8 protein-coding genes are annotated in these 13,654 nt (G+C 69.7%); all 8 read right to left on the reverse strand.

The genetic code is table 11. The features are described from left to right. Positions 1 to 114 precede the first annotated feature (114 nt). Positions 115 to 3,015 carry a TonB-dependent receptor plug domain-containing protein gene (locus tag BMZ45_RS03475; RefSeq protein ID WP_254776556.1) on the reverse strand — a complete coding sequence of 967 codons (2,901 nt, stop codon included), beginning with the start codon at positions 3,013 to 3,015 and terminating at the stop codon, positions 115 to 117. 472 nt (positions 3,016 to 3,487) lie between these two features. Beyond that, a complete protein-coding gene (locus BMZ45_RS03480; protein WP_254776518.1) occupies positions 3,488 to 4,225 on the reverse strand; it encodes a copper homeostasis protein CutC in 738 nt (245 codons plus the stop codon). Then, a complete protein-coding gene (locus BMZ45_RS03485; protein ID WP_091632452.1) occupies positions 4,222 to 5,229 on the reverse strand; it encodes a N(4)-(beta-N-acetylglucosaminyl)-L-asparaginase in 1,008 nt (335 codons plus the stop codon). Before BMZ45_RS03485 ends, BMZ45_RS03480 begins: the two co-directional genes overlap by 4 nt. Positions 5,230 to 5,281: 52 nt before the next feature. Beyond that, complete coding sequence (locus tag BMZ45_RS03490) at positions 5,282 to 6,394, reverse strand: glucokinase (RefSeq protein ID WP_256374522.1); 1,113 nt, start codon at positions 6,392 to 6,394, stop codon at positions 5,282 to 5,284. A gap of 130 nt (positions 6,395 to 6,524) precedes the next feature. Continuing rightward, positions 6,525 to 8,642 carry an ATP-dependent DNA helicase RecG gene (gene recG / locus BMZ45_RS03495; RefSeq protein WP_091632455.1) on the reverse strand — a complete coding sequence of 706 codons (2,118 nt, stop codon included), beginning with the start codon at positions 8,640 to 8,642 and terminating at the stop codon, positions 6,525 to 6,527. Positions 8,643 to 8,742: 100 nt separating this feature from the next. Beyond that, positions 8,743 to 11,181: a TonB-dependent receptor gene (locus BMZ45_RS03500; RefSeq protein WP_175488901.1), complete on the reverse strand. Its 2,439-nt coding sequence runs from the start codon at positions 11,179 to 11,181 to the stop codon at positions 8,743 to 8,745. A 93-nt stretch (positions 11,182 to 11,274) separates the two neighbouring features. Further along, entirely contained in the window at positions 11,275 to 12,420 is a 1,146-nt protein-coding gene (locus BMZ45_RS03505) for an SO2930 family diheme c-type cytochrome (RefSeq protein ID WP_091632460.1), read from the reverse strand. Positions 12,421 to 12,423: 3 nt separating this feature from the next. Beyond that, a complete protein-coding gene (locus tag BMZ45_RS03510; RefSeq protein WP_091632463.1) occupies positions 12,424 to 13,653 on the reverse strand; it encodes a parallel beta-helix domain-containing protein in 1,230 nt (409 codons plus the stop codon). Position 13,654: the final 1 nt, after the last annotated feature.

Below are 13,654 nucleotides of genomic sequence, written 5' to 3' on the forward strand. Positions count from 1 at the left end.
GCCTACGGCCCGTAGGCGAGGAGTGTGCGACGGCCTGCGAGCGGCCGCCGCCCTGGAAGAAAAGGAGCCCGGCCGTTCGGCCGGGCCCAGGGCCCGAGGGGAGGGCGGGAGAGATCAATCGAAGTTGAACACGTACTCCAAGGAAACTTCGCGGCCGACCGGGCTGAACAGACGGCTGTTGTAGAACTCGTAGTCGAGCTTGTACGGGTCCTTGTGGTTCCAGCCGGTGCTGTTGAACACGTTGTTGACGTAGAAGTTGATCTTGGCGCGGTCGGTGACCTTGTAGCCGACGTTGAAGTTCCAGGTGATCGCCGGACCGACGCGGCCGTAGTAACGCGAGGTGCTCTTGCCGGCGTTGGGGTTGCCGCTGCCGGGCGGAACGGAGCAGTTGGCGTCCAGGCTGTCGCTGGGCACGTAACCGTCCGGGAACGGGCGGCAGCCGCCGGGGTTGTCGAGGCGGTCGGTGCCCCAGTGGTAGCGCACGCCCGGCACCGAGCCGATGCGGTCGCCGTACACGGTCCAGTTCCACTTCTCGCCCTGCCAGCTCACGCTGCCGCGGATCTTGCTGCGCACGTCGCGATCGCGCCGTTCCGGGTTGGGATCGGTCGCGTACACCTGCTCCTTCATCGACACCAGGTTGGTGTAGTTCAGGCCGAACTGGAAGTTGCCCCAGCGCGCGGTATCGAGGCGGTAGCGCAGCGAGGCGTCGACGCCGGCGACGCTGCGCTGGGCGATGTTGATCGGACCGGTTTCCACCGACAGCAGGCGGCCGTTGGCGTCGCGGTTCACGCGCGCCAGGATGGTCGCGCAGTACTCCGCGCCGCTGGGGTTGGACCACGGCACCGAGGGATCGACGGTCTTGCCGGTACGGCAGCCGGCCTCGTCATTGAGGATCACGTCCAGCGGCAGGTCGCGGATTTCGTCGTCCAGGTCGATCGACCAGTAGTCGGCCGAGAGCGACAGGTTGTCCATCGGGTCCCAGACCAGACCGACCGTCCACGACTCGCCCAGTTCCGACTTCAGATCCGGGGTGCCGCGGCGGTTGGCGCCGAAGGCGTAGAACACGTCGGGGTTGCCGCTGCCGCAGTCGTTGGTCAGATAGGCGCCGCTCTGAATGCAGCGCAGCGGGTCGCTCATGCCGACGTCGGAGGTGCTGGGCTGGGCCAGCAGGAAATGCATGTCCGGCGCGTGGAAGCTGGTGGCGTAGCTGCCGCGCAGCAGCAGGTTGGACAGCGGGCGCCATTCGATGCCGGCGTTCCAGGTGGTCTCCGCCTGCGAGCCGATCGCCAGACGCGCGGCCGAATCGAAGGCGTGGTAGCTGCCGTAGTGGTCGCGGCGCGCCGCCGCGGTCAGGGTCACCGATTCCAGCAGCGGCACCTTGAACTCGACGCCGGCCGAATAGCGCGTGCGCTCGCCGCCGCCGCGATCGATGTTCTGCACCCAGTAGTCCTGGTTGCCGCGCGGATCGGGATCGAGCTGGTAGCCCTGCTTGGCCGCTTCCAGCACCGCGGCGAAGCCGATCGGACCGGCCCAGCCTTCGAACAGGTCGCCGCTGATCGAGGCCTGGGCCTGATTGACCCAGGAGGCGGCGTTGTTGATCGAGTTGACGCCGAACTGGCGGTACTGCTCCGGCGTCACCGGCGCCCACCAGCGCGCTTCGTTGAAGTTGTACACCGGCAGGCCGCCCTGGGTGCCGATCTGCGGACCGAGGAAGAAGTTCTCGGCCGCGTCCCAATCGACCGTGGCGATGCGCTCGTGCACGGTGTAGCGCGAGCGCCCGACCGAGGCGTCCCAGTTGAAGCGGCCGTCGAACACGGTGCCGCTGAGGCCGGCGCTCAGGTCCCAGGACTGTTCCTTGTTGAGGTTGCGCATGTTGTCCATGCCGCCGACCTCGAACGGGGTGAAGCTGCGCACGCCGATCAGCTGGCGGCCGGTGTTGGCGTCGATGAAGGCGCCGCCGTCCAGGCCGTCGGTGAGCTGCAGCGAAGGCGGCGAGGTGCCCCATTGCGCCTTGGAATCGTACAGGGCGACGTTGACCCAGGCCTGCATGCCGTTCTCGAAATCCCAGGTGGCATGCGCGTAGGCCGACCAGTCCTCGCTGCCGCTGCGCAGCAGCCAATCGCCGAAGTCGGCGCTCTTGCCGCACAACTGGCCGGTGTTGCTGACGGTGTTGGTGTTGTAGTTGTAGACCAGACGATCGGCGCGGTAGTACTCGCCGCGGAACTGCTCGCAGGCGCCGGGGGGCGGGGCCAGGCGACGGTTGCCGTTACCGGCGTCCAGCAGGGCCAGGCCGGTGAACGGACGGAAGCCGACCTTGCGCTGCTCGGTGTTCCAGGAGCTGGGCGCGGCATCGTCGGAGTCGTCCATCTCGGGGCGGTCGCGGCCGAACAAGGGGTCGCGCTTGGTCCACTGCAGCGCGTAGCTCACGCTCCAGCGCTCGCCGGTCTTGCCGCCGGCCCAGGACAGGTCCCAGGTATCGCGGCCGCCCTCGGTGGAGGTGCCGCCGCGCACGCGCACTTCGTCGCCGCTGTAGTTCTTCTTCAGGATCACGTTGATGACGCCGGCGATGGCGTCGGAACCGTAGATCGCCGAGGCGCCGCCGGTCAGCACTTCGATGCGCTCGACCGCGGCGGCGGGAATATTGGAGTAGTTGGCGAAGTTGCTCTGGCCGCCGTAGGGCAGCGGGTAATCGGCGACGCGGCGACCGTTGACCAGCAGCAGGCTGCGGTTGGGGCCCATGTTGCGCAGGTTGAGCGGGCTGGCGTTGGGCGTGTGCGAGCCCCACTGCACGTCGGCCTCGACGGTGCCGATGGCCTCGTTGAGCGTGCTCAGGGCGTCGTGCACGGTGACGAAGCCTTCGGCCTTGATCTGCTCGGCGGTCATCACCGTGACCGGCGCCGGTCCTTCGATTTCGGTGCGCTTGATGCGCGAACCGGTGACGGTGATTTTTTCGACTTCGGTTACCTGGTCCTGGGCGGCCGTCCCCTGCGGCGCGTCCTGGGCCTGCGCGGCCAACGGTGCGAACAAAGCGAGCGCGAGCGCGCTGGTCAACGCATTGCGGTGAAGCGTGGAGTGAGTCATCACGGCTATCTCGAAAGGTGGGCTGCAACGGGACACGCGGACAGCGATCTCCAGCTTTTGTCACGATCTAAAAATCAGGTCGTTTAAAAGGGACGCCGGCCCGGCCATCCCTTTCCCCCTACAAAACTGGATCGATCTAAATTCAGCACAGGCTTTGCCGAATTGCATTCTGCGCTGCAACAAATCTTTAACCTTCGGCGCTTAAGTGATTGAGCCGGATGGGTTTGGCACCCGCCAACGCGGTCGGCTCCAGGCGCGCCGCTTTCGTGAGCGCGGTGCGGCCTGAGCGCGGCGCCGGGGTCGCGCTGCACGGCGGCGCAGGGTGCGGGAGCGACCGCAGCGGCGCGAGCGCAGATCGGCGCGGTGGTGCGGCTCGCCGGTGGCTCGCCACAGCCTGCGGGCTGGGTCAGACGGCGCCGGCGTCCAGGGCATCGCGCAGCGCCGCTACCCGGCCGCGCTCGCTCGCGCTCCAATCCGGATCCAGCCCGGCCAGGGCTGGATTGCGCCAGCGCATGCGCGAGCGCTGCGGCGCCTTGGCCGAGGCGTGCACCTGGCTTACGCCGGTCGCGGCCAGCAGGCCGCGCACGTTGCCCGGATCGAGGCCCGCCCCCGCCATCAACGCGATGCGTCCGCGCGCCTGCCGCACCAGCGCGGCGATGGCCGCCGCGCCGGCGGGCGCGCTGGCCGCGCCGCCGGAGCTCAGCACGCGCTCGCAGCCCAGCGCGATCGCGTCCTCCAGCGCGCGCGCGCGATCGCGCGCGGCGTCGATGGCGCGGTGGAAGGTGACCCCCAGCGCGCCGGCCGCGGCGATCAGCTCGGCGCAGACCGCGCGGTCGACGTCGCCGTCGGCATCCAGCGCGCCGATCACCACGCCGTCGCAGCCCAGGCGAACGCACAGTTCGATGTCGCGGCGCATGCGCTCGCGCTCCAGCGCGTCGTAGAGGAAATCGCCGGCGCGCGGGCGGATCAGCACGTACAGCGGAATGCGCAGGCGCTCGCGCGCCATCGCGATGCTGGCGTAGGACGGCGTGCAACCGCCCTCGCCCAGGTTCTCGCACAGTTCGATGCGGTCGGCGCCGCCGTCCTGCGCCGCCAGCGCCGAGGCCAGCGAGTTGGCGGCGATCTCCAGGGCGATGCGGCTCACTTGCGTGCCGTGGCGTAGACCGAGGCCGACTCGTGCAGCCGCTGGTGCGGCCCGGCGCCGCCGTCGTGCACGGCGTAGACGAAGCCCTGGTGCAGGGCGTAGGCGCCGACGTCGCCGTGTTTGTTCAAGGCCAGGAAGCACACTTGCAACTGCTTGCTGGCTTCCGGCCGTTTGCGCACCACGCGTTCGATAGCCTCGCGGCAGGCCTCGGCCGGCGAACGTCCCTGGCGCATCAGTTCGACCACGAGAAAGCTCGCCGCGTTGCGCACCATCTCCTCGCCCACGCCCGAGGCGGTGGCGGCGCCGGCCTCGTTGTCCACGTACAAGCCGGCGCCGACGATGGGGCTGTCGCCGACCCGACCGTGCAGCTTCCAGGCCATGCCGCTGGTGGTGCAGGCGCCGGCGAGCTTGCCGTCCGCGCCGATCGCCAGGATGCCCAGGGTGTCGTGGTTGCTGGCGTCGCCGGGGCGCTGGACGCGTTCGGCGTTGATCTGCGGGCGGTACTCGCTGGTCTTCAGCCATTCGCGCCAGGCCTTGCGCGCCGTATCGGTCAGCAGCGGCTGCTTGGGGAAGCCCTGCGCCAGCGCGAACTGCTGGGCGCCCTCGCCCACCAGCATCACATGCGGGGTCTTCTCCATCACCGCGCGCGCCACGGATACCGGATGCAGGATGTCCTCGAGCGCGGCGACCGCGCCGCAGCGGCCGTCGCCGGCCATGATGCTGGCGTCCAGAGTCAGCACGCCGTCGCGGTCGGGATTGCCGCAGCGGCCCACGGTGGGATTGCACAGGTCGGCCTCGGCCCAGCGCGCGCCGGCCTCCACCGCGTCCAGCGCGTCGCCGCCGCGCGCGAGCACCGGCCAGGCCGCGGCATTCGCGCCGACGCCGAAATCCCAGGTCGACACCACTTTGGCGCCGCTGGCGGGCGCGGACCGCGCCACGCGCGGCGCGGCCAGGGCGCCCGCGGCCAATAACGAGGACTGGAGGAATTGGCGGCGCGTGCTCATGACGTGGTCTCGATGGGAAGTCGGTCGGCGGACGCCGCCGCGCCGTGCGAACTCAGTCGCCGGCGTGGCGCTCCAGGTAATAGGCGGCGGCGCCGAGCAGGCCGCGTTGGCCGTGCTCGACCAGCCGCACCGGCGTGCGCGCCATCAGCTCGGCGAACACGCCCTTGTTGCGGAAGCGCGCGGCGAAATCGCTGGCCAGCAGGAACGGCGCGATCTGCGCCGGGATGCCGCCGGCCAGGTACACCGACTGCGCGCCGAAGGTCACGGCGAGGTCGCCGGCCAGGCTGCCGAGCATGGCGCAGAAGATCGACAAGGCCTCCACCGCCTGCGCATCGTCGCCGCGCTGCGCGGCCGCGGTGATCGCCTCCGGCGTGTCCAGCCGCGGCGCCGTCGCGTCCAGCGCGCACAGCGCCTCGTAGGCATGGACCAGGCCGGGGCCGGACAGCACGCGTTCGTTGTCCACGTGCGGCCAGCGTTGCAGCAGTTGCCGCAGCAGATCCAGCTCGCGCGGCGTGCCCGCGGCCAACGCGGCGTGGCCGGCTTCGCTGGCCAGCACGCGCGCGGGCGAGCCCGGCACGTACAGCGCGGCGCCGAAGCCGGTGCCCGGGCCCAGCACCAGCGCCGCGCCGGCGTTGGCGGCGGCGTCGCCGCAGATGTGCAGCATGCGCGCCGGGTCCAGGCGCGGCACCGCATAGGCCACGGCTTCGAAATCGTTGAGCAGGGCCAACTGTCCGCAGCCGGCCTCCAGCCGGGTGCGCTCCAGCGACACCGGCCAGGGCAGATTGCTGTTGAGCAGGCGGTCGCCGTCCAGGCGCCCGGCGATCGCGACCACCGCGTGCTCCGGCACCACCTGCGCCTCTTCGGCGAAGTCGCGCAGGATCGCGGCCAGGCTGGGCGCCTGCGCGCAGGCGTATTGGCGAAAGCGCAGTACCGACAGCGTGCCGTCGTCGCCGACGCGCACATGTCCGACCCGGGCATGGGTGCCGCCGACATCGGCGGCGATCAGATCGCGCAGTTGCGCGCACTTGGGATGGACCGTCATAGCCGGCGAGCATGCCGGTTCCGACACGTGCACCGCTAGCGCGGTCTCGCCGCGACGAGGGACCGGAGTGTCGGCGGTGGCCGGCGCGGGCAGGACGGCGGCGTTGGAGCGGACGGCGGGCATGGCCTGCTTCCCAGGGGGTTGGCCCGATTATCGACCAAGCCGTCGCGCATTTGTATCGATCAAAACCAGCCGATTTCGTCAATTCAGCTGCGCCGCCCGGATACCGCGGCGCATGGGGGCGCCTGCCCGCCTACGCCGAAGCGTAGCGCGCGGCGCCGCCGACCCAGCGTTCGACGATGCGCTGGGCGATCTCGGGCGCGTCGGCGAGCAGGCGCTCGCCCAGCGCCTGCACCTGCGGCAGCAGGTCGGCGTCGCGGACCAGATCGGCGACGCGGAAGCCGGCCAGACCGGTCTGGCGCGTGCCCAGCAGTTCGCCGGGGCCGCGCAATTCCAGATCCTTCTCGGCGATCACGAAGCCGTCGTGGGTCTGGCGCATGGTCTCCAGGCGTTGCCGCGCCAGCCCCGACAGCGGCGCGCGGTACAGCAGCACGCAGCTGGACGCGGCGCGACCGCGCCCGACCCGGCCGCGCAGCTGGTGCAGCTGCGCCAGGCCCAGGCGCTCGGCGTTCTCGACGATCATCAGCGAGGCATTGGGCACGTCCACGCCGACCTCGATCACCGTGGTCGCGACCAGCAGGTCGATGTCGCCGTCCTTGAACGCGCGCATGGTCGCCTGCTTCTCGCTGGCCTTCATGCGGCCGTGGACCAGGCCCACGCGCAACTCGGCCAGCTGCCGCGACAGTTCTTCGAAGGTGGTCTGCGCGGCCTGCGCCACCACCTCGTCGGAATCGTCGATCAGGGTGCAGACCCAATAGGCCTGGCGGCCCTCGGCGCAGGCGCCGCGTATGCGCTCGACCAGCTCCGGACGGCGTTCTTCGCTGAGCGCCACCGTCTGCACCGGCGTGCGCCCGGGCGGCAGTTCGTCGATCGCCGACACGTCCAGATCGGCATAGGCCGCCATCGCCAGGGTGCGCGGGATCGGGGTGGCGGTCATCACCAACTGGTGCGGGACGATCGCGTTCGCGCCGACCTCCCCGCCCGCGCCCTTGTCGCGCAGCGCCAGGCGCTGGTGCACGCCGAAGCGGTGCTGCTCGTCGACGATCGCCAACGCCAGATCGCGGAAGGCCACGCCCTCCTGCATCAGCGCGTGGGTGCCGACCACGACCTGGGCCTCGCCCGAGGCCACCTGTTCCAGCACCTTGGCGCGCGCGCGGCCGGTGACCTTGCCGGCCAGCCAGGCCACGCGCACGTCCAGCGGTTCCAGCCAGCCGCGCAGGTTGTTGAGGTGTTGCTCGGCCAGCAGTTCGGTCGGCGCCATCAGCGCGGCCTGGCGGCCGGCATGCACCGCGATCATCGCCGCCATCGCCGCCACCACGGTCTTGCCGCTGCCGACGTCGCCCTGGACCAGACGCAGCATCGGCGACGGCTTGGCGAGGTCGGCGCGGATTTGCGCGAACACGCGCTGCTGGGCGCCGGTGAGCGCGAACGGCAGGGCCTTGCGCAGGCGCTCGGCCAGGGCCAGACCCTTCAAGGCGGGCGCCTTGTGCGCCTGCTGGGCGATGCGCTGACGACGCAGGCTGAGGTGATGGGCCAGCAGTTCCTCCAGCGCCAGGCGGCGCTGGGCCGGATGGGTGCCGGCGATCAGCGCGGCCACGTCGGCGTCCTGCGGCGGCCGGTGCACGGTCAGCAGGGCCTGGCGCAGGGTCGGCAGTTGCAGGCGCTCGCGCAGCTCGCGCGGCAACAGTTCCAGCGCGTCCTCGTCGGGCAGGCGGTCCAGGGCCAGGCCGATCAGGCGCCGCAGCGAGGCCGGGCCGATGCCCTCGACCGCGGGGTAGACCGGATCCAGGCGTTCGCCCAGCGCGCTGTCGTCGTGATCGTCGAGCACGCGATAGCTGGGATGCACGATCTCCAAGCCGATCTGGCCGGGCTTGGGCGTGCCGTAGCAGCGCACGCGCGCGCCGACCCGGAACTGCGCGACCTGGGCGGCGCGGAAATGGAAGAAGCGCAGCACCAGGGTGCCGCGGCTGTCGTCGCCGATCGCCACCCGCAGCAGCGGTCGATAGCGGAATCCGCGCTCGACCGCTTCGACGCGGCCTTCGACCTGCGCCGGCACGCCGGGCTGCAGCAAGCGGATCGGGGTGATCGAGGTGCGGTCCTCGTACTGCCGCGGCAATTGCAGCCACAGGTCCTGCAGGCTGTTCAGACCGCGCGCGGCGAGTTTCTCGGCCACGCTCGGGCCGACCCCGGGCAGGCTGGAGAGCGGCTGCAATTGGAGATCGACGGACGCCCCGCCCTTGCGCTTCGGCATGCGCTAAGCATGACGGCAACGCGCGCAAACCAAAACCCCGACGCCTCGCGGCGCCGGGGTTCGGTGTCGTCGCCCGGCGCGCGGCCGGGCTGCGGCGCCCTTAGAACTTCGCGTTGAACTCCACACCGAAGGTGCGCGGTTCGGTCACGCGCGCGCCGACGGTGCCGAGTACGGTCTTGCCGTAGGTACCCAGGGAATTGATGTACTGGTTGTCGAACACGTTGTTGCCGAACAGGGCCAGGCCCCAATGGCCGTTGGGCGCGGTCCAGGCCAGGCGCACGTCGGTGCGGTTGCGCGACTCGTCCAGGTCCAGCGCCGGGCTGGGCCCGCAGTCGCCCTGCGCCACCGATTCGGTGTTGCAGCGCTTCTTGCTGCGGTAGGCATGGCGCAACGAGAGACGCAGGTCGCCGTGCTCCTGCAGGTACCACTGGTAGTTCATGCCGCCGGCCAGGAACCAGTGCGGCACGCCGGTGGGCTTGCCCGACAGGTCCAGGCCGCTGATCGATTCGTAGTTCTTGTAGGTGGCGTCGATGAAGGCGGCGTTGAAGTCCAGGCCGAGGCCGTCGGTGACCTGCCAGCGCGCATCGAAGTCCACGCCGTAGGCTTCCATGTCCGAGGTGTCGACGACGAAGCGCGGAATGGTGGTGCTCATGTCCAGCACCACCGCCTGGCGGTTGTCGTAGACGTAGTAATAGGCCGACAGGTTGTACTGCAGGCGATGCTCGGGGAAGGACTGTTTCAGGCCGAACTCCAGGTTCCACACGTCCTCGTTGTCGAAGCGGCTGCCGATCTGCAGCGAGTTGAACCCGCCGGCCTTGTAGCCCTTGGCCAGCGAGGCGTAACCCATGGTGTTGTCGTTGAAATGGTAGTCGGCGACGAAGCGCGGGCTGACATCGCTCCAGGAGCGTTTGGCGCGGTTGGTCACGCCCTTGTTGAGCATGGCCGGCGGGTCGATGAAGGCCACGTCGAAGACGAAGGTCTCGCGCGGGATGCCGGCCAGGGCGAAGAAGCCCATCGCTTCCAACTGGTCCAGCGCCGCATCCAGCTCGGGCGCCGAACGCGGGTTGTTGAGCCAGCTGAAGTCCTTCTCGTCGCGGGTGTAGCGCAGGCCGAAGGTCAGGTTGAGCTTGTCGGTGGCATGCCAGATCACGTCGCCGAACACCGCGTAGGACTGGGTCTCCAGGGTATTGATGAACTTCTCGTTCCAGCGGTGGCCGCGCAGTCGGATCGGAATGCCGAACGCGGCCAGCTGCTGGTCGACGTAGCCGAACAGATAGCCGGTGGGCGTGGGCGCCAGGCCCAGGTTGTGGACGATGGTGTCCACCGAGTCGGTCAGGGCGTTGACCTCGCTGGTCTGATCGGCCTCCTCCTTGAAGTAACTGGCGCCGGCGACCCAGTCGATGCGGTCGGTGCTGCCGGCGAACTTGAACTCCTGGTACAGGCTTTCGTTGCTCTCGGTGTTGGTGGAATCGACGTAGAGGTAATTGCGGTCGGTACCGTCCTCTTCGACGCGGTTGACCGAGTCGTAGTCGCGCCAGGAGCTGGTCATGGTCAGCGTGCCCCAGTCGAAACCGTGGTCGACGATCAGGGTGACGCCGTCGAAGCGGCGCGATTCCTCGTTGCCTTCGGCGTCGGAGGCGGTGGGCACCTTGCGCGGATCCAGGTAGCCCAGCTCGTCCACCGGCAGGGTCGGCAGGCCCGGCCGCGGCGGCAGCGGCACGATGCCGGTGGTGGCCTGGCCGAGCTGGTCCAGGTTCTCGTGGTCCCAGCTCAAGGTGGCGGTGGTGCGCTCGCCCAGGCCCAGCCGGAACGCGGCGCGCGTGGCCCAGTTGTTCTCAGGATTGAGGTCGCGGCCGGTGTTGGCGTCCTGGATCCAGCCGTCGCTGTGATTGAACAACGCGTTCACGCGCAGGGCCGCGTCCTCGCCGGTGGGCAAGTTGACCATCGCGTCGGCGTAGACGCGTCCTTCGTTGCCCAGGCGCAGGCGCGCGGCGGCTTCGGTTTCGCTGCCGGGCTTGCGGGTGATGATGGACACCGCGCCGGCGGCGGTGTTGCGGCCGAACAAGGTGCCCTGCGGGCCCTTGAGGATTTCGATGCGCTCCACGTCGGTGAACGGCAGCAGCACGCCGCCGCCGCGGCCGGCGTAGACGCCGTCGACGTAGATGCCGACCGCCGGGTCGGTGCCGATGCCGAAGTCGTCGGTGCTGATGCCGCGCAGCTGGAAGCTGGGCTGGGTCGGCTGCTGGCTGTTCACCACCAGGCCCGGCACGAAGCTGTCGAGATCGCCCAGGTCCTTGGCGGCGACGTCGTCGATGAGCTGGTCGCTCACCACCTGCAGGGCGATCGGTACGTCCTGCAGTTCCTGCTCGCGGCTCTGCGCGGTGACGGTGATGGCGTCGAGGTCCTTGGCCTCGGCGCGCGGCTGCGGCTCGGGCGCGGCGGTCTGCGCCTGCGCCGTTGCCGGCATGCCGAAAGTGAGGACGGCACCGCCGCACAGTGCGGCGATCGCGGTGACCAACTTGTGTTTACGCAAGAGCATCGGATCTTTCCTCACGCTCGTTTTCGACATGGACGACGCGTTCCCCCCGGACACGTTCGTCGCCCTCCCCAGCAGCACGCGCCTCGCCGGGCGCTAGCCGCAATCTCCCTGCTGCGCCGCGATCCATTCCCGGATCAGCGTCACGCCTTCGCGATGCACCACGCTGCGCCCGACCTCCGGCATCATCGCCGAAGGGTCGTCGCTGTCCATGCGGTAGACCAGGATCGACGCGTCCGGATCGCCCGGCACGATGTCGTGCCTGCGGTCGCCGGTACCCTTGCCGGCCGCGATCGGCAGCTTGCAGCGGCCCAGCCGCAAGGGTTCGGCGGTCGCCGCGTCCAGCCACAGGCCCGAGGTGTTGCCCGGCCCTTTGGGGCTGTGGCAATGGCCGCAGTTGATGTCGAGGTAGGCACGCGCACGCGCGTCCAGACTGGCGCGCGCGCTATCGCGCCAGTCGGCCGCATGCGGCGCGGCGCTCGGCGCCGGTGCGTCGCGCAGATAGCCCAGGCGCTGCCATTGCGCGAGCTGGTTGGCGCGTCCGTCCGGGTAGTCGAAATCGCGATTGAGATGGCGCGCCTTCAAGCCGATCGGCTGCAGCGCCTTGCTCTTGATGTCGGTGCCGTGGCAGCCGCCGCACTGGTTCTGATCCGGCACCTGATAGGTCGCGCTCTCGCGGCTGCCGTCGGCGTCCTGCAGGCTCAGCGCGACCAGCTCGCCGCCGCGCATCAGCTTGGCCTCGGTCTGCTCGGCGTTCCACACATAGGGCAGCGCGATCCAACCGTCCTGGCGCCGCACCAGCAGGCGGGTTTCGATCAGGCGCACCTGGTTCAGGTCCAGCGCGCCGTCGCGGAACTCGCCGGCGCTGCCGCTGCGCGCGACCACCTCGCTGCCGGCGGCTTCGCCGGGCACGCGCGGGTAGTAGAAGGTCTTGCTGACCACGGTGCCGACCGGAAACTCGAACGCGCCCTCGGCGCTGTAGCGCGCCGCTGCGCCCTTGGGCATCCACACCGTGCGCAGCTTGTGCGCGTAGTCGCTGAACAGCGGCGTGTTGAGTTCGTAGGGCACCACGCCTTCGTTGAGGCGCAGCTGGCGATCGGCCACGCGCAGCACGCCCCATTCGCTGAGCAGGGCCGGCTGGCCTTCGGCATGGAAGCGCACCGGCGCCGGCGCGCGCTCGCAGGCGGCGACCAGCCACGACAACAACAACAGCAGAGCGATGCGCGTTCGCGTTGCCGTCATCGCTCAGCCGCGCTTGAGGTCGATGGCCGGCAGCTTGGGCAGGGTGCAGTTGTAGGCCGCCATGTCCTTGCTCGGGTTCTTGTAGCCGCCGGGGCCGTCGGCGTTGAGCACGCCCGACACGTCGCGCAGGCACAGGTGCGGGTCGCCGGGCTTGGCCGGCTTGGGATTGCGGTAACCGTCCCAGAGCACGTCGGGCAGGCTGCCGGTCAGGCCGTAGCTGGCGACCTTGAGCGCCTTCAGGTCGAAGCCGTCGGGTGCGTCGCCGCCCCCGGACAGGCGGTTGCCGTAGACCGAGATGCGCTCGGGATAGGGATCGAAATCCTTGGCCGCCTGCTCGTCCTTGTAGCCGGTCGAATAGACGCTGGAAATGATGATGTTGGTGGTGGCGTTGTCGCGGATGTCGTTGTCGAAGATCTCGACGTCGTCGTTGGAATTGACGACCACGCCGCTGCCCGCCGGCACGCTGGCCACCGGCGTGCCCTTGGCGCCGAAATTGGCGGTGTTGTTCTTGTACACCTGGTTCTTGTACACCCGGATCGCCCCGCCCTGCTGCGACAGCGCCGGCATGTTGAACACCAGGATGCCGCCGGTGTTGTTGGTGGCGGTGTTGCCGTAGACGTCGGCGTTGATGGTGTTCTCGATCTCGATGCCGGCGACGTTGAACTCGGCGCGGCTGTTGCGCACGATCACGTCGCGCGACTGGCCGACGTAGATGCCGGCGTCGGAGGCGCCGATCGCCACCGAATTCTCGATCAGCACGTTGCGGGTCTTGACCGGATACAGGCCGTAGGCGCCGTTCTTGGTGCTGGGCCCGCCGGTCCATTCCACGCGCACGTTGCGGATGGTGATGTGTTCGCCTTCGTTGACCTTGAGGCCGTCGCCCTTGCTGTCCTCGATGGCGATGTTCTCGAGGGTGAAGTTGCTGGCGTTGACCAGCAGGCCTTCGGCGCCCGCCTTCTGGCCCTTGAAGGAGAGCACCGACTTGTCGGGACCGGCGCCGCGGATGGTCACGCCGTCCACGCGCAGGCTGAGGCTGCGGTCGAAGCTGTAACGGCCGGCCGGCACCTCGATCACGTCGCCGGGCTTGGCGTCGAGCAGGCGGGTGCGCAGGGTCTCGGCGTAGGCCGGGTCGCCGGCCGCGACCTGCGCGCTGGGCACGTGCGCCGGTCCGGCCTCGCGGCCGCAGGCGGTCAGGGCGATCACGATCGCGAATGCCAGGGTCAGTCTGCTCATC

Origin of the sequence: Lysobacter sp. cf310 (genome assembly GCF_900114355.1) — a bacterium.
Classification (GTDB): domain Bacteria; phylum Pseudomonadota; class Gammaproteobacteria; order Xanthomonadales; family Xanthomonadaceae; genus Lysobacter.

What these genes read in the sequence shown, in the direction of transcription:
- BMZ45_RS03490 (WP_256374522.1), bottom strand. Translation starts at nt 6,394, where the DNA reads ATGCCCGCCGTCCGCTCCAACGCCGCCGTCCTGCCCGCGCCGGCCACC.
- BMZ45_RS03500 (WP_175488901.1), bottom strand. Translation starts at nt 11,181, where the DNA reads ATGCTCTTGCGTAAACACAAGTTGGTCACCGCGATCGCCGCACTGTGC.
- BMZ45_RS03510 (WP_091632463.1), bottom strand. Translation starts at nt 13,653, where the DNA reads ATGAGCAGACTGACCCTGGCATTCGCGATCGTGATCGCCCTGACCGCC.
- recG (WP_091632455.1), bottom strand. Translation starts at nt 8,642, where the DNA reads ATGCCGAAGCGCAAGGGCGGGGCGTCCGTCGATCTCCAATTGCAGCCG.
- BMZ45_RS03485 (WP_091632452.1), bottom strand. Translation starts at nt 5,229, where the DNA reads ATGAGCACGCGCCGCCAATTCCTCCAGTCCTCGTTATTGGCCGCGGGC.
- BMZ45_RS03505 (WP_091632460.1), bottom strand. Translation starts at nt 12,420, where the DNA reads ATGACGGCAACGCGAACGCGCATCGCTCTGCTGTTGTTGTTGTCGTGG.